General features: G+C 75.2%; 16 protein-coding genes. 7 read left to right on the top strand and 9 right to left on the bottom strand.

All coding sequences use genetic code 11. From position 1 onward, the window contains the following. Positions 1-49 precede the first annotated feature (49 nt). The 4 genes from ACH4NX_RS22555 to ACH4NX_RS22540 all read left to right on the top strand — a co-directional run bounded on the left by ACH4NX_RS22555 (position 50) and on the right by ACH4NX_RS22540 (position 5089). Positions 50-1672, top strand: coding sequence for a von Willebrand factor type A domain-containing protein (locus tag ACH4NX_RS22555; RefSeq protein WP_398128619.1), 1623 nt, complete (start codon positions 50-52; stop codon positions 1670-1672). A 118-nt stretch (positions 1673-1790) separates the two neighbouring features. Next, positions 1791-3716: an AMP-dependent synthetase/ligase gene (locus tag ACH4NX_RS22550; protein WP_398128620.1), complete on the top strand. Its 1926-nt coding sequence runs from the start codon at positions 1791-1793 to the stop codon at positions 3714-3716. A gap of 194 nt (positions 3717-3910) precedes the next feature. Next, positions 3911-4138 carry a chaplin ChpD gene (gene chpD, locus ACH4NX_RS22545; protein ID WP_351396912.1) on the top strand — a complete coding sequence of 76 codons (228 nt, stop codon included), beginning with the start codon at positions 3911-3913 and terminating at the stop codon, positions 4136-4138. Positions 4139-4279: 141 nt separating this feature from the next. Further along, positions 4280-5089, top strand: coding sequence for a chaplin family protein (locus tag ACH4NX_RS22540; protein WP_398128621.1), 810 nt, complete (start codon positions 4280-4282; stop codon positions 5087-5089). Positions 5090-5183: 94 nt separating this feature from the next. Here ACH4NX_RS22540 and ACH4NX_RS22535 read toward each other — a convergent pair whose 3' ends face one another. Then, the gene (locus ACH4NX_RS22535) at positions 5184-6572 is read right to left on the bottom strand and encodes an ATP-grasp domain-containing protein (RefSeq protein ID WP_351396862.1); all 1389 of its coding nucleotides are present in this window, start codon (positions 6570-6572) and stop codon (positions 5184-5186) included. 142 nt (positions 6573-6714) lie between these two features. Between ACH4NX_RS22535 and ACH4NX_RS22530 the strand changes: the two genes are divergently transcribed. Continuing rightward, positions 6715-8001 (top strand): glycoside hydrolase family 26 protein, encoded by a 1287-nt coding sequence (locus tag ACH4NX_RS22530; RefSeq protein ID WP_398128622.1) that lies wholly within the window; start codon positions 6715-6717, stop codon positions 7999-8001. A gap of 76 nt (positions 8002-8077) precedes the next feature. Here the strand turns inward: ACH4NX_RS22530 and ACH4NX_RS22525 are convergent, their stop codons facing one another. The 8 genes from ACH4NX_RS22525 to ACH4NX_RS22490 form a co-directional block, all read right to left on the bottom strand. After that, on the bottom strand, positions 8078-9250 hold the full coding sequence (locus ACH4NX_RS22525) for a GNAT family N-acetyltransferase (RefSeq protein ID WP_398128623.1): 1173 nt from the start codon (positions 9248-9250) through the stop codon (positions 8078-8080). A 44-nt stretch (positions 9251-9294) separates the two neighbouring features. Further along, a complete protein-coding gene (locus ACH4NX_RS22520) occupies positions 9295-10065 on the bottom strand; it encodes a lipopolysaccharide biosynthesis protein (protein ID WP_351396871.1) in 771 nt (256 codons plus the stop codon). Continuing rightward, entirely contained in the window at positions 10062-11222 is a 1161-nt protein-coding gene (locus ACH4NX_RS22515; protein ID WP_398128624.1) for a glycosyltransferase, read from the bottom strand. Before ACH4NX_RS22515 ends, ACH4NX_RS22520 begins: the two co-directional genes overlap by 4 nt. Before the next feature lies 1 nt (position 11223). Continuing rightward, a complete protein-coding gene (locus ACH4NX_RS22510) occupies positions 11224-11913 on the bottom strand; it encodes a polysaccharide deacetylase family protein (RefSeq protein WP_398128675.1) in 690 nt (229 codons plus the stop codon). 91 nt (positions 11914-12004) lie between these two features. Beyond that, positions 12005-13765: a murein biosynthesis integral membrane protein MurJ gene (gene murJ, locus ACH4NX_RS22505; RefSeq protein ID WP_398128625.1), complete on the bottom strand. Its 1761-nt coding sequence runs from the start codon at positions 13763-13765 to the stop codon at positions 12005-12007. Positions 13766-13935: 170 nt separating this feature from the next. Next, positions 13936-15429, bottom strand: coding sequence for an O-antigen ligase family protein (locus ACH4NX_RS22500; protein ID WP_398128626.1), 1494 nt, complete (start codon positions 15427-15429; stop codon positions 13936-13938). Between the two features lie 5 nt (positions 15430-15434). Beyond that, positions 15435-16955 carry an exopolysaccharide biosynthesis polyprenyl glycosylphosphotransferase gene (locus tag ACH4NX_RS22495; RefSeq protein ID WP_398128627.1) on the bottom strand — a complete coding sequence of 507 codons (1521 nt, stop codon included), beginning with the start codon at positions 16953-16955 and terminating at the stop codon, positions 15435-15437. Continuing rightward, entirely contained in the window at positions 16952-18388 is a 1437-nt protein-coding gene (locus ACH4NX_RS22490; RefSeq protein ID WP_398128628.1) for a glycosyltransferase, read from the bottom strand. The genes ACH4NX_RS22495 and ACH4NX_RS22490 overlap by 4 nt, the downstream gene beginning before the upstream one ends. A gap of 409 nt (positions 18389-18797) precedes the next feature. Here ACH4NX_RS22490 and chpG point away from each other — a divergent pair, with 409 nt between their 5' ends. Together chpG and ACH4NX_RS22480 are read left to right on the top strand one after the other, a co-directional pair. Continuing rightward, positions 18798-19037 carry a chaplin ChpG gene (gene chpG, locus ACH4NX_RS22485; RefSeq protein ID WP_351396888.1) on the top strand — a complete coding sequence of 80 codons (240 nt, stop codon included), beginning with the start codon at positions 18798-18800 and terminating at the stop codon, positions 19035-19037. Positions 19038-19325: 288 nt separating this feature from the next. Next, on the top strand, positions 19326-20105 hold the full coding sequence (locus ACH4NX_RS22480) for a hypothetical protein (RefSeq protein WP_398128629.1): 780 nt from the start codon (positions 19326-19328) through the stop codon (positions 20103-20105). The last annotated feature ends 152 nt before the right edge of the window (positions 20106-20257 follow it).

Raw genomic sequence — 20257 nt, 5'->3', positions numbered from 1 at the left:
CCGTCACAGTCACGTACACCGGCGTCAACGGAACCAGGGGGCACGGAAGATGAAGCGGTACCGGACACCAAGGCCGGTCGGCGTGCTGCTCGCTCTCACGGCGGCGGGCGGCCTGCTGCTCACCGGCTGCGACAGCGGGGGCGACGCGGACCACGGGGCGAAGGGCTCGGCGGCCGACTCCCGGGGCGGCTCGGCACCGCTGCCCGCGCCGGGCCGTCCCGGCGGCGAGGGCGGACAGCGGTACGACGGCTCCACGGGCACCGGGGGAGCCGGTGGAGCCGGGGAGCCGGGAGGAACGGGGGAGGACCGGAGGAACGGGGACTCCCAGGAGATCGCTCCCGCTCCCGACCACCTCTCCACCTTCGCCCTCGACGTCGACACCGCCTCCTACGGCTACGCCCGCCGCACCCTCTCCGAGGGCCGGCTGCCCGACCCCTCGACGGTCCGGCCCGAGGAGTTCGTCAACAGCTTCCGCCAGGACTACGACCGCCCCGACGGCGACGGCTTCACGGTCACCGTGGACGGCGCCCGCACCGACGAGGACGACTGGTCGCTGGTCCGCGTGGGCCTGGCCACACGGGGTGCCGGGCAGGAGGACGAACGGCCGCCCGCCGCCCTGACGTTCGTCATCGACGTCTCCGGCTCCATGGACGAACCCGGCCGGCTCGACCTCGCCAAGGAGTCCCTCGGCACGATGACCGACGAACTCCGTGACGACGACTCGGTCGCGCTCGTCACCTTCAGCGACGAGGCCGAGACCGTGCTGCCCATGACCCGGCTCGGCGACCGCCGAGGCCGGGTCCACGACGCGATCGACAGCCTGGAGCCGGCCGAGTCCACCAACCTCGGCGCGGGCGTCGAGACCGGCTACGCCACCGCCGTCGAGGGCCGCCGCGAGGGCGCCACCAACCGCGTCGTCCTCGTCTCCGACGCCCTCGCCAACACCGGCGACACCGACGCGGACGCCATCCTCGAACGCGTCGCGGACGCCCGCCGCGAGCACGGCATCACCCTCTTCGGCGTCGGTGTCGGCAGCGACTACGGCGACGCCCTGATGGAACGCCTCGCCGACAAGGGCGACGGCCACACCACGTACGTGTCGACCACCGAGGACGCCGGTGAGGTCTTCCGCGAGCAGCTCCCGCGCCACATCGAGCTGACCGCCCGCGACGCCAAGGCGCAGGTCGCCTTCGACCCGGAGACGGTCGCCGAGTTCCGCCTCGTCGGCTACGACAACCGCCGGGTCGCCGACGACGACTTCCGCGACGACCGCGTCGACGGCGGCGAGGTCGGCCCCGGCCACACCGTCACCGCCCTGTACGCCGTCCGGGTCCGGCCCGGCGCCGACGGCCACCTCGCCACGGCCACCGTCCGCTGGCTCGACCCCCGCACCCGGGCCCCGCACGAGGAGTCGGGCGACGTGGAGACCGAGGCCCTCGGCGACTCCGTCTGGGAGGCGGACCAGGGCCTGCGGGTCACGGCGACCGCCGCCTACTTCGCGGACGCGCTGCGGTCCCCGACCGGCGACGCCCACGAGGGCCGCGGCTCCCTGCCGGGGGCGCCGGGCCTCGGCGAACTCACCGAGCGCGCCGACGCCCTGGCCGGCCGCACGAAGGACGAGGACGTACGGGGACTGGCCGAGGCGATCGGGACGGCGGACCGGCTGACCTGAGCGCCGTGTCGCGGACGGACCATTGACCTGTGTCTACTCTCAAGTAAGTTTACTCAAGAGTAAGTAAGCGTCGACGCACGCGACACAACGTCAGTCCGATCCGCGACCGGGAGCCGTCATGGGCGTACGCAAGGAACTGAAACGGGCGAGGCAGCTCGACGACCTGGCCTCCCGGGCGAGGACCGAGACCGTCAGGGACGCGCACGGCGTTGTCCGCGAGGCCCGCACCGCGCCCCTCGCGTCCCGCCCCACCACGGGCAGCACCGCCGACATCCCGTTCACCAACGCGGCCGAGGCCCCCGACGCGGTGGTCCTGCGCCGCGAGGTGAACGGCGTCTGGCGGCCCGTCACCGCCGCGGAGTTCGCCCGCGAGGTGACCGCCGTGGCGAAGGGCCTGATCTCCGCCGGGCTGGAACCCGGCGGACGGGTCGCCGTCATGTCCCGCACCCGCTACGAGTGGACGGTCCTGGACTTCGCGATCTGGGCGGCCGGCGGCCAGACCGTCCCCGTCTACGCCACCTCCTCCGCCGACCAGGTCGAGTGGATCGTCCGCGACTCCGGCGCCCGCCACGTCGTCACCGAGACCGCCGCCGACACCGCCACCGTCCTGGCGGGCACCGCCGGCCACCCCGAGCGGCCGCGCGCCTGGGAACTCGACGACGGCGCGCTCACCGACCTCACCGCCCTCGGCCTGGGGGTGAGCGACGAGGAGGTCACCAAGCGCCGCACCGCCCTGACCCCGGACACGGTCGCGACGCTCTGCTACACCTCCGGAACCACCGGACGTCCCAAGGGCTGCGTCCTCACCCACGCCAACCTGCACGCCGAGGCCGCCAACACGGTCGAGCTGCTGCACCCGATCTTCAAGGCAGCCACCGGACAGGCCGCCTCGACCCTTCTCTTCCTCCCGCTCGCCCACATCCTCGGCCGTACGATCCAGATCGCCTGCCTGCTGGCCCGCATCGAGATCGGCCACTTCCCGAGCATCAGGCCGGACGAACTCCGCCCGGCGCTGAAGACGTTCCGCCCGACCTTCCTGGTCGGCGTCCCCTACCTCTTCGAGAAGATCCACGACACGGGCCGGGCGACCGCCGAGAAGATCGGCCGCGGCGCCTCCTTCGAGCGGGCCCACCGCCTCGCCGTCCGCTTCGGCACCGCGCACCTGGAGCGGTTCCTCGGCCGCGGCAGGGGCCCCGGCCCCGCCCTGTGGGCCGGCTGGGCCCTGTACGACCTGCTGGTCTACCGCCGGGTCCGGGACGAGCTCGGCGGCCGGATGCGCTACGCCATCAGCGGCGGCTCCCCGCTCGAGAGCGACCTCAACCTGTTCTTCTACGCCGCCGGGATCATGGTCTACGAGGGCTACGGCCTGACCGAGACCACCGCCGCCGCGACCATCGTGCCGCCCCTGGAGCCCCGCCCGGGCACCGTCGGCACCCCGGTTCCCGGCACCGCCGTGCGCATCGCCGACGACGGCGAGGTGCTCGTCAAGGGCGGCATCGTCTTCGGGGCCTACCGGAACGACCCGGAGGCCACCGACGCCGCCCTCACCGACGGCTGGTTCGCCACCGGCGACCTCGGCTCCCTCGACGCCGACGGCTATCTCACCATCACCGGCCGCAAGAAGGACCTCCTGGTCACCTCCGGCGGCAAGAACGTCTCCCCGGCCGTCCTGGAGGACCGCCTGCGCAGCCGCCCGCCCGTCGCCCAGTGCCTCGTCGTCGGCGACAACCGCCCCTTCGTCGGCGCCCTGATCACCCTCGACCCGGAGGCCGTCGCCCACTGGCTGTCGGTCCGGGGGCTGCCCGCCGGCACCCCGCTGTCCGAGGTCGTACGGGACGAGCGGATGCGCGCCGACGTCCAGAAGGCCGTCGACCACGCCAACGCGGCCGTCTCCCGGGCCGAGTCGATCCGTGCCTTCCGGCTCGTGGAGGGCGAGTTCACCGAGGAGAACGGGCTGCTGACCCCGTCGCTCAAGGTGAAACGGCACGCGGCGGTGACGGCGTACGCGGACGAGATCGAGGCGCTGTACGCGTCGGGCCGCTGACCGGGGCGCCACAGGGCGCCACAGGGCGCCACACCATGAGGCATTCGAGTGAATTCGCCGGAGTTCGGCGTTTCGTCGTTTCTCCGGTGGTCTATTCCTCGTTGGAAGGCTGCAGGTCATGGTGCGAGCCGTCAAGACTGTGCTCGCGCGGTTTCTGCCGTCATTCAGGCATGACCGCAAGGAAGGGAAAGTTCATGAAGAAGAGCGCTGCTGTCGTCGCGGGCGCGTTCATGGCCCTCGGCATGGCCACCCCGGCCTTCGCCGACGCGGGTGCCGAGGCCGCCGCCATCGGCTCCCCCGGGGTCCTGTCCGGCAACGTGGTCCAGGTTCCCGTGCACATTCCCGTCAACGTGTGCGGCAACAGCATCAACGTCGTGGGTCTGCTGAACGAGGCGGCCGACAACAAGTGCGTGAACGACTGACGTCGCTCCCGCACCAGCCGACCGGCTGCGTCACCGCCGGCCCTGGCCAACTCGTTTGGTCCGGGGTCGGCTTTCCTCCTTTTGCGCAGTCGTCGTGCAGCCCATCCTTCAGTCATCTCTTCAAGTAGGAAGACAACCAGAGTGCGACAGACCTTGAACAGGGGGATGGTCGCGGCTGCCGCCGCGACGGGCATCCTTTCCCTGTGCGGCAGCCCCGCCCTTGCCGACTCGTACGCGGACGCGGTCGCCAAGAACTCGCCGGGCGTCGCGTCCGGCAACACCGTTCAGGCCCCCGTCCACGTGCCGGTGAACGTCTGCGGCAACAGTGTCAACGTGGTCGGCGCGCTGAATCCGGCCGCCGGCAACGAGTGCGCGAACCAGTCGCAGGGGCAGCACGAGGGCTCCACGTCCCACGACAAGTCCCACGACGACGGCTCGGGCTACGGCTCGGACGAGAACGGCGGATACGGCGGGGGGTACGGCGAGGACGTCCAGGACTCCTCCGGTGCCTACGCGAGCGGTGAAGCCGTGGGCTCGCCCGGCGTCGCCTCCGGCAACAACGTCCAGGTGCCGGTCGACGTGCCGGTGAACGTCTGCGGCAACACCGCCGACGTGATCGGCGCGCTCAACCCCGCCTACGGCAACTCCTGCGAGACGGAGACCACCCCGGGTGGCTACGGCGACGAGGAGAAGCCCCCGCCCGCGGACGAGGAGAAGCCCCCGCCCGCCGACGAGGAGAAGCCGCCGCCGCCCGACGACGAGGAGAAGCACTCGCCGCCCGACGACGAGGAATGGACCCCGCCGACCCCGCCGACCCCGGACGCGGAGCAGCCGCCCGTCCTGGCGGAGACCGGCGACGAGGTCACGGTGGGTGCCGCGGTCGCCGGCACCGCGCTGCTCGCCGGTGGCGTGCTCCTGTACCGCCGGGGCCGGGCCGCCTCCCGCCGCTGACCCGGGCCCTCGCCGCCCCCTCGCCCCCGGCCGGCCTCCCACGGTCCGCCGGGGGCGCTGTCGCGCCCGGGGCATCTCGGCGGCGGTGCCCCCGTCAGCGGCTGCCCGCCCTCTCGTCGTCCGGTCGGTCGGCACGCTCGGAGCGGTCGGAGCGGTCGGCACGTTCGGGGCGGTCCGCACGGTCCGTGGCGGGGGCGGTCGCCTGGCGGACCACGCGGGCGCGGGCCGGTTCCCCGGAGCCCGGCCGGTCGGTCCTGCGCCGCAGACGGTGCAGGCCGCGCGTACCGTGCGGGCCGTGCGAGCGCCGCAGGCGGCGCAGGCGGTGCAGCAGCCGGTTGGCCACATGCCGCCCCCACAGGGGCCACAGGGCGCGGCCGGGAGCCCGGTCGTCCGAGGCGTGCCAGGCCAGCTCGCGTCCGTCGGAGGCCGGACGCAGGGCGCTCAGCGGCGCGTAGTTCTCCACGACGAACTCCCGCCCCGGCCGTGGCGCCCCCTCCGGCAGCGGCCGGTCGGTCAGGTCCAGGTGCAGGGCGCGTACGACGTCCAGCCCGGCGGTGTCGGTGAAGAGCCGGAACTGGGCGCCGGGGCGCGGGTTGAAGTCGAGCAGGTGATAGCGGCCCGTCGTACCGCAGCGACGGAAGTCGAGGTCGAAGATGCCCCGGTAGCCCAGCTCTTTGGCGATCCGCTCGGCGAGCGCCCGCACCGGAGGGTTCGGGGCCCAGCGGCCGGCCGCCGTCAGACCGGCGCCGCGCGGCCTGGCACGCGTCTTGCGGCCTGCCCCGCCCGCCCGGACCGTGCCCGAGCGGTCGGCGTACCCGTGGAAGAACCAGTCGCGGTCCGGCCCCGGCGGCAGGAACGCCTGGAGCAGCAGCCGGCTGCCGGCCTCCTCGGCCCGCCGGTACAGTTCCCCGGCGTCCCGGGCCGAGTGCACCAGCACGGTGCTGCGCAGTCCGCTGCCCGGGGGCACCAGCCAGGGCCGGCTCCACTTCGCCACCACCGGCAGTCCCAGCCGCCGGGCGGCGCGCACGGCCTCGGCCGGACCGTCCGGGACCAGGGTCTCGGGGTGCGGGATGTCCAGGGACGCGCACACGCCGGCCAGTTCCGCCTTGTCGGCCACGCGCTCGGGCAGCCCGAACGGCAGGTCGGGCAGCAGGAACAAGGGGGCCAGCTCCCCGCGCGTCCGCCCCACCGCGATCGCGCTCGCGTCGTCCATCGGGATCAGTACGGCGGGGCGTGCGATCCGCGCGGCGACGCGGCGCAGGACCACCGCGATGTCGGCGCTCGACGCGCCGGGCGGCGGGGGAGTGTGCAGCCGGCTGACGTACCGGGAGTAGCGGACCGGGCTCTCCGCGCAGTCGGCGACCACGTGTACGTCCGTTCCCGTACGGCCGAGCGAACGCACGGCACCCAGCGTTCCGTGGTGAAAGGGATTCCGGTCGATCCGCAGCAGTACGGCGGGGACTCGGGTGTCGAACAGCGACACGGGATTCTCTCTTCCCATTGAATTCGGGTCACCGGAGCGGGCGATCAGCGCACTCGAAAGCCGTAGCGGCGGTGGCGTGATGGCATTTCATATGACTGAGTGTCAGTAGCTAATTCGGCGAGAAAAGAGGAAAGAGGCCGGCATGGTCGTACGGCAGTCCTGCGTAGCGGCGGCGGCGATCGCGGTGGCGGCGTTCCTGGCCGCCGGTCCCGGTGTCGCCGTCGGCGAACCGGCCACCACCCCGACACCCCTGGCGTCCCCGGCGCCCCCGCCCGCCCCCGGCGCCCCGCCGGGGACCGCCGAGGGAGCGGCCCCAGCTCCGGGAGCGGCCCCGGGAGCCGCCGCGGGGACGAGCCCCGCGTTCGGCGCGTACCTGGACTACGGCACCCGCGGCGTGGCCAGGATGGCGCAGCTCAGCCACTGGCTGGGCGGCGCCGACCTGCGCGTGGGCCACACCTACCTGCCCGGTGACCGCTGGAGCAACATCGAGGGCGCCCCCGGCTTCCTCGACGTGTGGGCCGACTGGCGCACCAGCGAGCCCGACCGGATGCTCGTCCTGAACGTGCCCATGATGGAGCGCAACGAGAAGGGCGTCGGCGACGACGAGGTGCGCGAGCTGCTGCGTCAGGGCGCCGCCGGACACTTCGACCACCACTTCAGGGCCCTCGCCGAACGGCTGGTCGAACTGAACGTGCCGGACACGGTCCTGGTGCTCGGCTGGGAGATGAACGGCATCACGTACACCCATCGCTGCGGGCCCGACCCGGAGGCCTGGAAGACGTACTGGAACAGGATCGTCACCACCATGCGCGCGGTGCCCGGTCAGAAGTTCCGGTTCGACTTCACCCCGAGCCGCGGCCGGGACGCCGTTCCCTGGACGCGGTGTTATCCGGGGGACGCCACGGTCGACATCATCGGCATGGATGCGTACGACCAGCCACGCGGAATGAGCTTCGACGAACAGGTGCGGGAACCGTACGGACTCCAGGCGCACGTGGATTTCGCCAAGGCCCACGGAAAGCCCATCTCCTATCCGGAATGGGGTCTCTTCCGCAATGGCGACAACGCCGAGTACATGCGGCGCATGCTCGCCTGGATGGACGAGCACGAACCCGTGTACAACACGGTCACCGACTACTGCCCGCACGGCGTGTGGCAGTGCGACGACAACCCCCGGTCCACGGCGGTCTACCGGTCCGTGCTCTTCGGCCGCACCGACGAGCCGGACCCGGCGGCGACCGGAGAGCCGGTCACGCCCACCGTGCCCACCGCGCCGCCCGCGCCCACCGTCCCGGCCGTGCCCGCGGTACCGGCCACCGCGACCGAGCCGTCGGCCGGCTGCTCTCCGCTGGAGCTCGGCGACTGGGTCGAGTACTGGCTCGGCGGGAAGCTCTGCATGCGCCTCGACTGGTTCTCGCGCGGTGAGTAGCGGCGCGCGGTGGCGGTGACGAGGGCGGTGGTGGTGAGGGGGGCGGTGGCGGCGGGCGCGGGGGTGGTCGGTCCGGTCAGGTTCTGCCGCCACCGTCGGGCTCCTTCCGTTCCTCGCGGCGTCGCAGCAGTTCCTTGCCCCGCCGGCGCGCTGCGACGTCGCACAGGGCCGCCGCCAGCAGCGGGGCCGTGCGACGGCGGGCCAGCAGCAGCCGCTGGTTCCAGGCCGGCTCCGGGCGCCAGTGGTGCTTGTACGGCTCGTTGCCCCGCAGCAGGCTCAGCGTGCCGCGCTCCGGGGCGCGGGCGTGCTCGGCGCTCGCGGCCAGCAGCATCACCGCCACGTCCGCCTTGCGCTCCCGCAGCCGTGGATGGGCGCCGTACAGGTAGCCGCCCGCCAGCCGCCTCGACAGCAGCGTCACGTCCACGGCCACCACCTCGTCGTCCATCCGGAACTCGGTCACCACCGCGTCCCCGGAACGCGCCATCGGCCCCACCGCCCGCGCCAGGTGCTCGCGGAACCGGGGACGCAGGTGCTCGCCGGTCACCTTCCGTCCCTGCCACTGCAGCCGGTGCAGCTCCAGCAGCCGGCTCAGCGCCGCGTCCACCTCACCGGGCAGCACGGCCCGGCTCCCGACCCCGAGCGCCTCCAGCCTGCGCAGCTTGGCGCGCACCCGCTGCTGGGCCTTGGCCGAGGGCAGCCGGGCGACCAGCTCCTCCATGGGGGCCGCGGGCAGCTCCAGGCAGAGTGAGCCGGACACCCGGTGCCGGGGTCCGCGCCAGTGGTCGTAGACGCGTTCGGCGGCGGCGCCCGGCCGTACCTCGCGCAGGTCGATCAGCGCGGTACGGGCCGCCGCCGACAGGCCCTCGGTGAGCGCGGCCACCGCGTCCTGGCCGCGCTCGTCGTCCAGCAGGACGTCCCCGTAGTCGGAGATCGCCCCGCCCAGCGGCACCAGCGCCGGCACCGGACGCCGTACGAGCGTCAGGGGCGCGGCGGCGACCAGTTCGCGGCCGTCGCGGGCCAGCAGCAGCCGCAGCCGGCCGCGCCCGCCGTACGACCGCCACCACGAGTGCAGCCAGGCGTGGCTCTGGAACGGGGTCGCGGCGGCGCACCGGCGGTACAGCCGCCCCCACTCCGGGGCCAGCTCGGCGAAGCCGCGCTCGTCGGTGACCAGCTCGGTCGTGTACGTCGCCGGGGGCGGGGCCGGGGACGACGGCGGGCGCGCGCCCGGACACGCCGCCGGACGCGGCATCGGGTACGTGGTCGAGGGCGTCGCCGGAGACGCCGGCGGGTACGTCACAGCTGTCCGCGGACGTCGGCCGCCGAGGCGGGTCCGGGTACCGCGGCCGGCCCCGCCGCCGTGCGGCCGTGCTCCCGCGCCAACCGGCGCGGCCGGACCAGCAGCGCCAGCCCGCCGAGCAGACCGCCCGCGCTCGCGCCCACCAGCCCCGTCACGGTGGACGAGGCCGAGGACGCCGAGGTGGGCTCGGTGGCGCGCGCGAACTGGCGCAGTTCGACGTGGGTGTCGTCGGCGGAGGTCTCCGCGTGCCGGGTCAGCGCGCGGGAGACCGCGTTGGCCATGTCGGCGGCCTCCTGCGGACGGGGGGAGGTGGCCGTCACCGAGACCATCGGCGCGTCCGGCGAGGTCGCCGTGCGGACGCTCTTCTCCAGCGTCGCCACCGGCACGCCCGCCCACATCTGCGCGTCCCCGAGCACCGCGAGCTGCGTGGCGACCCGGCCGTAGGCCTGCGCGAAGCCCAGCGCGGACGCCGGGTCGGACTTGTCGGTGGGGACGGCGACGACGTAGCTGGTCGCCGTGTACCGCGGGGCGGTGACCAGGCCGTAGCCCGCGCCGAGCAGTCCGCCGGCGAGGGCGGTGGCCGCGAGCGCGGCCCAGGACGGAAGGGACCGGGGATCGGTCCGGGGCCCGGTTCGGGGCCGTGTCCGGTTCCGGGGCCGGACGCGGCGCAGGGCGGCGCGCGCGCGGCCCAGGCGGGTGGGCCGGTCGGCGGCGGGGTTCGCGGCCGCCGGGTCGGCGGCCGGGGGCCGGGTGAGGGACTCGGTCATGCGGAGCTCACTCCCTGGGATGCCGGGGACAACGGGTGCGTGAGGGTGGTCGAGTACACGTCCATCAACTGGGCGGCGCTGCGGGTGACGCAGTAGTGGCGGGCGGCCTCGGGCACGATGCGCGGTCCGGGGCCCGGACCGGCGGCCGCCCTGACCTCGGCGAGGGCGCGGGCGAACTCCTCGTCGCCGCCCGTGACGCGCCGGGCGGTGGGAGCGGCGTCCGGGGGCAGGTCCTCGACGGCCGGGCAGGAGGCGTAGAGCAGCGGCAGCCCGCAGGCCAGGCCCTCCACGGCCGCCAGGCCGAAGGCCTCCTCCGGCGACGGCGAGGCGAGGACGTCCATCGCGGAGGCGAGCGACGGCAGGTCGGGGCCCAGGGAGCCGTCGCTGACGTAGGGGCGTTCGCCGGCGAGCAGGACACGGTCGGCGACCTGGGCCTCGTGGGCGGTGCGGCGCAGGACGTGCTCCTCGGGGCCGCCGCCGACCAGCAGCAGCCAGCAGTCGTCCGGCAGCCGGGCCAGGGCCCGGACCAGGACGTCGAACCGCTTGCCCGCGGTCAGCCGGCCGATGCCGCCGACGACGTACGCGCCGTCCGGCAGGCCGAGACGGCGGCGGGTGCGCAGGCGGGCGACCGGGTCGAAGCGGAAGCGGGCCAGGTCGATGCCGTTGGGGACGACCTCGATGCGGGGCGCGGGCACCCCCCAGCGCCGCAGCCGGTCGGCGACGGTGGGGGAGACGGCGACCGTGGCGCTGCCCAGCCGCTCCCCGGCCAGATACAGGGCGCGGACGCCCCGGGTGAGCGGGCGGCCCTCCATCTGGGAGTCGCCGAGGGAGTGTTCGGTGGCGACGACGGCGCGGACACCGGCCAGGCGCGCGGCGAGACGGCCGTAGAGGCAGGCGCGGTAGAGGTGGGTGTGCACGAGGTCGTAGCCGCCGGCGCGGATGAGCCGGGTCAGGCGGGGCAGTACGCCCAGGTCGCGGTTGCCGGTCATGGCGAGGTGGACGACCTTGACGCCGTCGGCCAGCAGTCCGTCGGCGACCGCGCCCGGGTTGGTGAGCGTCACGACGTCGCAGTCGACGGGGAGGTGGCGCAGGAGCAGCCGCAGTTGCTGTTCGGCGCCGCCCACGCCGAGGCCGGTGATGATGTGCAGGGCCTTCACCTCACACCCCCGGGGCGGGACGGCGGCGCAGGCGGTGCAGCCGGGTCTTCAGCAGCAGGCGTACGGCGGTGTCGCGCTGCCCGACGTGGACGCGGGGCAGGGCGTGCGGGCCGGTCAGCGGGCCGGGGTCGATCGCGCAGGCGTAGGTGTATCCGGCGGCCCGTACGGCGTCGACGGCGCGGGCGTCGACCGTGCCGTACGGGTAGCAGAAACCGGTGACCGGAGCACTGATCAACTCCGAGAGCAGTGCTCTGCTTTCGAGGGTCTCGGCCTTCAGTGTGGCGTCGTCCGCCTTCGTCAGGTCGACGTGGGTGAGCCCGTGCGAGCCGATCTCCACACCCTCGGCGGCGGCGTGCCGGATGCCGTCGGCGGTCAGCAGCGGCTTGCGCGGGCCCAGCGGGTCCCACGCGTTGTCGCCGCCGAGTCGGCCCGGCAGCACGAAGAGGGTCGCCCCGCAGCCCCAGTGGCGCAGGCGGGGCAGCGCGTGCTCGACGAAGTCGGCGTACCCGTCGTCGAAGGTCAGCCCGACCAGACCGCGGCCCTCGCCCCGGGCCCGCGCGGCCAGCAGCTGGGCGACCGACACGCCGCGCAGCCCGCGCCGCCGCAGCCAGCCGAGCTGCGCGTCCAGCCGGTCGGGCGTGACCGTGACGCGGTACGGGTCGTCCGAGCGGTCGCCGACGGAGTGGTACATCGCCACCCAGGGGACGGTGGCCGGGCGTGCGCGGTCTTCGGGGCCTGCGTGAACTTCGGGGCGGGTGCGGGCGCCGGTGGGTGTGCGGGCGTCAGCGGGGTCTGCGGAGGAGGGAGCGGGCGCGGGACCGGAAACGGGGACGGGAGTGGGGGCGGGGGAGCGTCCGGGGACGGAAGCTGAAGCGGCCATGCGGGAGCCTTCGTGTGACGGAGCGGACGTGATCGAGGGCCGGCGCGACGCCTTGGACGCGCAGGACCAGGCCGAGCAGGACGAAGACGCCGACGACGGTCGCCGTACCGGCGGCGAGGGCGACGGCGGGGGAGGCGGCGAAGGAGACGGCGGGGACGACGGCGGACGAGACGGCGGACGAAACGGCGGGCGAGAGGGCGGGGGTGGCAGCGGGGGAGGCGGTGGGCACGGTGAGCAGGTCCGCGACCAGGGCTCCCGCGACGGTCGCCACGCCGGCCGCCGCCAGCGGCCGGCCCAGGTCGCCAAGGACGCGCCGGACGCGGACCGGGACGCTGCGCGGGCCCATCCCGGCGAGCAGCAGGGCGGCGGTGACGGTGATGCCGGCGGCGTTGGCGGCGGCGATGCCGCTCACGCCCCACGGGCCGACCGCGCAGGCGCCGGCACCGGCGGTGACGGCGAGGCCGACGGCCATGGCGCCGAGCGGGTACCAGCTGGCGCGGCCCGCCGAGAAGTAGGAGCGGGCCAGCGCGCCCACCACGGTCTGGCCGAGCAGCCCGAGGGCGTACACGCGCATGACGCTCGCGGTCGCCGCCGTGTCGGCCGCCGTGAAGGCGCCGCGCTGGAAGAGGAGTCCGGCCATCTGCGGCGCGCAGGCGACGACCGTGGCCGCGCCCAGCAGCACCAGACAGGCCGCCAGCGCCACATCCCGCTCGACGCGGTCGCGGGCCCGTTCGGTGTCGCCGTCGGCCATGGCCCGGGCCACCACCGGGAAGGTGACCGTGCACAGCATCAGCGACAGCGTCATCGGGATCTGGGCCACCTTCTGCGCGTAGTTCAGGTGCGAGATGGCGCCGGAGGGGAGCCCGGAGGCGAGGAAGCGCTCGATGAGGACCTGGGACTGGCGGCACAGCGCGAAGAGCAGGACGGTGGTGAACAGGGCGAGGGCCAGGGGGCGCGCCTGGTCCTCGACGGCCGGCGGCCGCCCGCCGTCGTCCCGGCGGCGCAGCTGACGCAGCAGCGACGGCAGCTGCGCCGACACCATCAGGAAGCCGCCCGCCGCGACCCCGACGGCCGCCGAGCGCACCCCCCAGCCGTCGCCGAGCAGGTACATCGCGGTGATGATGCCGGTGTTGTAGGCGACGTAGATCGCCGCGGGCGCCAGGAACCGGCGGTGCGCCCGCAGGGCGGCGCTGCAGTACCCGGCCAGCCCGAAGCTCACGACGCAGGTGGCGGTGAGCCGGGTGCAGTCCACGGCGAGCCCGTGGTCGGGCAGCCCCGGCGCCAGGGCCCGCACCAACTGCGGGGCGCATACGGCGACCAGCGCGCCGACCGCGACGAAGGCCGGCGCCAGCCGGGGCAGGGTCGAGGCGACCAGTTCGCGGACCGGGTCGCCGGGGGCGCCCCGCGCGCGGCGGGCCAGGGCCAGGCTGAACATCGGGACCAGTGCGAAGGCCAGCCCGTCCTCGATCAGCAACGTCGCCGCGAACTCCGGCACCGTCCAGGCCACCAGGAAGGCGTCCGTCTCGCTGCCGGCCCCGAACAGCCGGGCCAGCGCCTGGTCCCGCGCCAGCCCGAGCACCGACCCGGCCACCGACAGCACGGCCGTGACCAGCGCGGCCCGGGCGAGGAAGCCACGCGAGGAACGGGCCTCGGCTGGGGGCACGGTGTCCGTAGCCGTAGCCGTAGCCGTCGCTGTAGCTGTAGCTGTAGCTGTAGCTGTCGCCGTCGCCGTCGCCGTCGCGGCGTCCGTGTCCGTGTCCGTGTCCGTGGCCGGCGCGACGGTCCGGGCCGGCGGGGTGGAAGCCTCGCCCGCCGCACGGAGCGGGGTCGCCTTCACCGGACGGGTCCCTCCTCGGAGCCGGAGCCGGAGCCGGAGCCGGAGCTGGAGCCGGAGCTGGAGCTGGACTCGGCGGCCTCGGGCTCGGTACCGGCAACAGGCTCGGCCACCGCCACCGCCACCGCCACCGCCCCCGCCCCCGCCTCGGACTCAGGCCCGGCCCCGGCCCCGGTAAGGGCACCGCCCCCGCCCCCGAGCGCCCACCACGCCGCCAGCCCGAAGCACACCGCCGTCAGCACGGTCGAGGGTCCGCCGATGTCGGCGTACGCGAAGTCGGTCAGCTGCCACACCAGCAGCCCGCAGGCGACCAGCGCGCAGTCCGCGCGGTCCGGCCCGGACCCGCCCCGCGAACGCCGTACCGCACGGAGTTCGCGCAGCCCCAGCACGAGCAGCGCCAGCCAGCTCCCCGCCAGCGCGAGCAGCCCGATCAGCCCCTGCTCGGCCAGGACCAGCAGGTACATGTTGTGCGGGGACAGCAGCGGCTGCTTTCGGTACCCGGCACCGGCGCCGTCGGTCTCGCTCCCCGAGGACAGCGCCAACGAGGCGTGCCCGTCCCGGTGTTCGGGGAAGCCCTTCAGGCCCACGCCGGTCAGTGGCCGTTCGCGCCACATGCCGGCCGCCGCCGCCCACATCGTGTAGCGGTCGGTCACCGACTGGTCGGGGGAGCCGGTGACCCGCGTGATGCTGCCGACCCGCTCCTGGAGCATCGCCGTACCGACCCCGAACCCGCCCACCAGCACCACCCCCGCCGCGACCACGGCCGCCCCCACCGCCAGCGCCCGGCGCACCCCGGCGAGAAGCAGCTGCGCCGCGCACGTCACCGCCGTGGCGATCCACGCCCCGCGGCTGAAGGACAGGGCGAGCGGCAGCAGCAGGACGAGCGCGCACCCGGCGGCGAGCAGCCGGTGCCGCACCGGCGTCCGGCCCAGCGCCAGACCGACCGCGCAGACCAGCCCCAGGGAGACCACGGTCGCCATCCCCATCACGTCCTGCGGCCCGAAGGTGCCCACGGCCCGGACCGGCTCGCCCTGGTACGAGGCGCCGGTCGCGGTGACGTACTGGTGGACGCCGACCGCCCCCTGCCACGCCGCCAGCCCCACCATCGACCAGGCGAGCAGCCGTACGTCGTCCCGGCCGCGGATCAGCAGCAGTACGGCGGCGGGAACGAGGACGAAGACCTGGAGGTAGCGGCCGAGCCCGGTGAGCCCGGCCTCCGGCGACACCGCGCCCATGGCGGCCACGGCCAGTCCGAGCACGGGCAGACCCAGCACCACTGCCGCCGTACGGGACAGGGGGCGCCGCCGGTCCCGTACGAGGCGCAGGGCGCAGTACAGCACCACCAGCGCGGAGACCGCGTCGGCCGGGTGCGCGCCGCCCCCGCCGCCCGGTGCGACCGGCAGGGCGAGCAGCGCGACGACCGCGACCACGGCCAGCACGGGCGGCAGCCGCCGTACGCGCGCGGCGGACCACGGGGGCAGGGTCTGGGCCACCTCGCTCAGCTCCCGGTGGGGCGTACGAGCGCGACGGCCGTGCGCAGCAGGATGCAGACGTCCTGCCACAGCGACCAGTCGTCGATGTAGGCGTTGTCGAAGCGGGCCCGGTCCTCGATGGAGGTGTCGCCGCGCAGCCCGTTGATCTGGGCCAGGCCCGTGATGCCGGCCGGCATCCGGTGGCGGGCGGCGTAACCGGGGTGGGTCCGGCTGAACTGCGCCACGAAGTAGGGCCGTTCGGGGCGGGGTCCGACCAGGCTCATGTCGCCCCGGAAGACGTTCCAGAGCTGGAGCAGTTCGTCGAGGGACGTGCGGCGCAGGAAGCGGCAGAACCACGGCATCCGCCGCTCGTCCGCCACGCTCCACCGGGTCGCCGACTCGTGCTCGTCGGCAGGGCGGTGGGTGCGGAACTTCAGCAGCGTGAACGGCCTGCCGTCCTTGCCGACGCGCTCCTGCCGGAAGAGTACGCCGGGACCGCCGATCACCCTCAGCAGCGTGGCGCAGGCCAGCAGCAACGGGCTCAGCAGCACCAGCAGCGTCCCGGACACCGTCACGTCCAGCACCCGCTTGCCGGCGCCGCCCGCCCGCCGCGCCACCGGCTCCGGACGCCGGCAGGGGAACCCGGCGAGCCGGTCCCGGCCGCCTGTCTCCGTGGAAGCGACGGGGGCGTCCGGGTCGACGGGGATGTCCGCGTCGACCTCCCACACCACGCAGCCGGACTCGGCCAGCGCCCGCAGCAGCGGCCCCTGCCGGGTCCGTACGGACGGGTCGACGGTCAGTACGTCCCGTACGCCGTTCTGCACGACCGCCCGCCGCACCTCCTCGCCCGTGGTCAGCGCGGGCAGGCCGGTGGCGCCGCCCGGGTCGTCGGTGACGACGCCGACGGGGCGGACCCCGCAGCCCGGGTGGCGCAGCACCGCCGAGGCCACGCGCTGCGCGGTCGCGGCGGGACCGACGACCAGGGCCGCGCGCGGACGGTTCAGCAGCGCGGCACGGCGCCGCCGGTGCACGACTCCCCGGCCGGCGCAGCCCGTCACCGCGTGCAGCAGGAAGCCGAGGAGCAGCGTGCGGGCGGACAGCGCGTGCGGCGGGGCGTACGCCGCGACGAGCGCCGCCAGCGCCAGCCAGAGCACCGCGATCCGGCCGCACAGGGCGGGCAGGTCGTCCAGCACGCCCGGCAGCCGCCGGCGCGGACGCGGACCCAGCAGCAGCGCGGCGGCGACCAGCAGGGCGGCGAGCAGCGGTTGGTGCGGGGTGCCGGTCAGGGCCAGCGAGCCCGGCAGCGCGGCGGCCGCGCCGTCCGCGACGAGCAGCGGCAGGGGAGAGTCCGGCCGTGACGAGCCCGGGTGTGCGGAGCCAGGCAGGGGGGAGTCCGGCCGGGGGGAGTCCGGCCGTGGGGCGGGGCGGCCGGTGGGAGACCCGGGGCCCGTGGTGTCGGCGCGTGGCGCCAGCACCGAGACGGGGAAGGAGGAGCCGAGGTCGTGCGGCTGGCCGGCGGGGTTGGGGACGGTGCTTTCCGCGGTCACGGGTGCGTGGACTCCCTGTACTCGATGGGCACGACGGACGACCGGCCCACGGCTGCCGTCCGGTCGCCGGAGGGGCGGGGCTCCGCGGGTGCCGGCCGGCGGCCGGGGAGGGGGCGCGGTCCGGCCGGCCGGCCGTCGTGAAGGAGGGCGCGGTACACCGCCGTGACGGCGTCGGCCGTGCGCCGCACGTCGTGCGTGGACAGGACGTGCGCGCGCCCCCGGCGGCCGAGCGACGCGCGCAGTGGAGCGTCGAGCAGCAGGGTGGTGACGGCGTCGGCCAGCGCCGCCGGGTCCGCCGGCGGTACCAGGCAGTGCCGTGCGAGAGCGGGCGGCAGGCCCTCGCGGGCGCCGTCCACGTCGGTCACCACCACGGGCCGCCCGCAGGCCATCGCCTCCAGCGGCGCCAGCGCCATGCCTTCCCAGCGCGAGGGCAGGACGACCAGATCGGCGGCGCGGTACCAGGGGGCGGCGTCGGCGACGGCACCCGCGAACAGCAGGGACGCCGGGGCGTGCGGGCCGTGCGTACGGTGCGGGCCGTGCGCACCGGAGCGGCGCGGGGCCAGTATGCCGTCGCCGAGGAATCCGTACGCCGAGGCACGTGCGGTGAGTCGGGCGTGCTCCGGGCCGTCGCCGACCAGCACCAGTCGGGCACCCGGCACGCGTGCGAGGACCGACTCCCACGCAGCCAGCAGGACGTCCTGCCCCTTCTGCCGGCACAGCCGCCCCACGCAGACCACCAGCGGGTCGTGCGGGCCGGCGCCGGCCCGCAGCCGTACCGTGGCGGCGCTCTCGGCGTCCACCGCCTTATCCGCGTTCGCCGCGTTCGCCGCCTTCTCGGCGTCCTCCGCGCCGTCCCGGTCCCCGACGGCGTCGGTGTCGGTGCCGGTGGCACCGAAGCGGTCGAGGTCGATGCCGTTCGGGATCACCACCCATCGCGCGCGTACTTTGGCCCGTGTCCCCCGCAGCCGCTCCGCCTCGCTCACGCACACCGTCCGTGCCGCCCACCGTGCACCCCACCGCTCCCAGCCTCGCGCGAGGGCCGCGGGGGGCCCTCCGACGGCCTCGAACGACCAGGCGTGCGGCTGGAACACGGTCGGGACACGCCCCCGCACGGCGAGCCGCCCGGCGAGACCGGCCTTCGCGCTGTGCGCGTGCACCAGGTCGGGCCGTACGTCCGCGATCACGCGCGCGAGCCGCCGTACCTCCGGCACCAGCGCGGGACCCGGTGACCGCGTCGCCGGCCAGTGCCGCACGTCGGCGCCCAGCGAGCGGAGTTCGCCCGCGAGGACCCCGCCGGGACAGGCGACGGTGACGTGCAGTCCGGCGGCGAGCTGAGCCCGCGTCAGGTCCGTCACGACCCGGGCGACCCCGCCGTCCACCGGCTGGGTGACGTGGAGGACCCGTGGCGCGGAGTCGGTCGGTGGCAGGTGCATACGCGTTTCCTCGCTCGCTCACGGAAAATGCTCGGGACGGGCGGGAGGGCGTCTCGCGGCAGGGCGTCTCACCGCGGGGCGCCGGCCGCGACGCGGCGTACGCCGGCGCACGCCGCGTCCCGCGGGGAAGCGAGCCGGGAGACCCCGCGGACCACCACCGCGTTCGGAGCTCCCGGAGAGTGCCCTCGGCCGATGTCCCGCAGTGGTGCACAGGGATGCGTCGGATGGTGTGGGACTCTAGCCGCTATCCGTATCAATCCGGCGAAACCAGGCAAGTGTGTTGGATTGGTGAAGGCCGCTCTCCCGCGAGATCACTCGTTCGGCGGCACAACTCGTGTGGATGCCACGCGTTGACACTGAGCCGGGCAGCCGCCCGGATGTTTGTGTCAATCCCAAGGAGCACCTCTCCATGTCGCGTATCGCGAAGGGCCTGGCCCTGACCTCCGTCGCCGCCGCCGCGGCCGCGGGCACCGCCGGTGTCGCCGTCGCCGACAGTGGCGCGCAGGCCGTCGCCGCCCATTCCCCGGGTGTCCTCTCGGGCAACGTGGTGCAGGTTCCGGTCCACGTCCCGGTCAACGTCTGCGGCAACACGATCGACGTCGTCGGCCTGCTGAACCCGGCGTTCGGCAACGAGTGCGAGAACGACTGACGCCGGCTCGAAGCCCCGCACCGGCCGTCCGTGCCGCGGTTCCTCCGCGAACGGGCGGCCGGTGTGCGTCGTCGGGCGGACGGTTGCCGCACGGACGGCGGTGTGCTGCCCCGAATGGGGGGTCTGTGCGCCGACACGGCGTACGGACCTTGACAGGGCGTCTCACCAGGTAGGACGCCGGGGCGGGGAAGGGCGGGCCGATGCGCCGGGTCACGGGCTCGGTTGCAGAGCGCCATGGGCGCTTTCACGGTGGGCACAAGATCCGACGCACCACCGAAAGGAACCCCCATGCGTCTGCCCGCACGGCGAATCGCCACCTCCGCTCTCTGCGCCGGCCTGCTCATCGGCCTCTCCGGTCCGGCGGTGATGGCGGCCGACGGCGAATCGGCCAGGGAACGCACCCACGCGGCGTCCCGCGCGCCCCTGCCCGACGCCGCGGAACTGCAGAACCAGGTCGGCAGTCTGGCCGGCCTGGGCGGAGTGCTCACGCCGGTCACCGACCTGCTCAGCGCCGTACTCGAGGCCGACAACGGCCGCCTGTCCACCGAGGAGGCGGACCAGCTCGCCGCCGCCGCCAAGGACGCCCTCGCCAAGGCCGACGCCGCGGACGCCGACGACGCGGTGACCGCGCCGGGCACGACCACGCCTGGCACCACGGCCCCCGGAACGACCACCCCCGGCACCACCACCCCCGGCACCACCACCCCGGCGCAGCCGCCGGTCGTGACCGCGCCGGAGGCCGAGACGCCGGTCACGCTGCCGGCACCCGTCGTGGCGCAGACCGACGACGGCGCCACGGCCGCGACCGAGGCGGTGGCCGGCCTGGCCGCCGCAGCGCAAGCCGCCCTTCAGGTGCGGATCGACGCCCTGGTCGAGGCCACCACCTCCGGTACCGCGGGGCAGGTGAGCCCGGCAGTCGAGGACGTGGTGACCGGCGTGGTCAACGTCGTCGCCGCCACGCTGGTCGGCGGCGGGCTGCCCGCCGCCGACCTGGCCGGGCTGCCCGCGCTGCCGAGCACGCCGGAAGCAGCCACGCCGGAAGCGGCCACGCCGGCGAACCCCTCCTGACGCCTCACGGCGTTCCGGGCCGGGGGGGGGGGGGCCCGCGGGGGGGGGGGGCGGGGGGGGGGGGGGGGGGGGGGGCGGGGGGGGGGGGGGCCGGGGCCGCGGGGGTGGTCATCCGGACGGATCCCTGTGGGTCGGCTCCATGTGCGGTTCCA

It is taken from the genome of Streptomyces sp. NPDC017225 (assembly GCF_044331465.1).
In the GTDB taxonomy this organism is placed as follows: Bacteria; Actinomycetota; Actinomycetes; order Streptomycetales; family Streptomycetaceae; genus Streptomyces.
This window is presented reverse-complemented; position numbering and strand designations above follow the sequence as displayed.

Excerpts from the sequence above, each read along its gene's own strand:
- ACH4NX_RS22555 (WP_398128619.1), top strand. The coding sequence starts at position 50 with ATGAAGCGGTACCGGACACCAAGGCCGGTCGGCGTGCTGCTCGCTCTC.
- ACH4NX_RS22550 (WP_398128620.1), top strand. The coding sequence starts at position 1,791 with ATGGGCGTACGCAAGGAACTGAAACGGGCGAGGCAGCTCGACGACCTG.
- chpD (WP_351396912.1), top strand. The coding sequence starts at position 3,911 with ATGAAGAAGAGCGCTGCTGTCGTCGCGGGCGCGTTCATGGCCCTCGGC.
- ACH4NX_RS22530 (WP_398128622.1), top strand. The coding sequence starts at position 6,715 with ATGGTCGTACGGCAGTCCTGCGTAGCGGCGGCGGCGATCGCGGTGGCG.
- ACH4NX_RS22525 (WP_398128623.1), bottom strand. The coding sequence starts at position 9,250 with ATGCCGCGTCCGGCGGCGTGTCCGGGCGCGCGCCCGCCGTCGTCCCCG.
- ACH4NX_RS22520 (WP_351396871.1), bottom strand. The coding sequence starts at position 10,065 with ATGACCGAGTCCCTCACCCGGCCCCCGGCCGCCGACCCGGCGGCCGCG.
- ACH4NX_RS22510 (WP_398128675.1), bottom strand. The coding sequence starts at position 11,913 with ATGTACCACTCCGTCGGCGACCGCTCGGACGACCCGTACCGCGTCACG.
- ACH4NX_RS22490 (WP_398128628.1), bottom strand. The coding sequence starts at position 18,388 with ATGCACCTGCCACCGACCGACTCCGCGCCACGGGTCCTCCACGTCACC.
- chpG (WP_351396888.1), top strand. The coding sequence starts at position 18,798 with ATGTCGCGTATCGCGAAGGGCCTGGCCCTGACCTCCGTCGCCGCCGCC.
- ACH4NX_RS22480 (WP_398128629.1), top strand. The coding sequence starts at position 19,326 with ATGCGTCTGCCCGCACGGCGAATCGCCACCTCCGCTCTCTGCGCCGGC.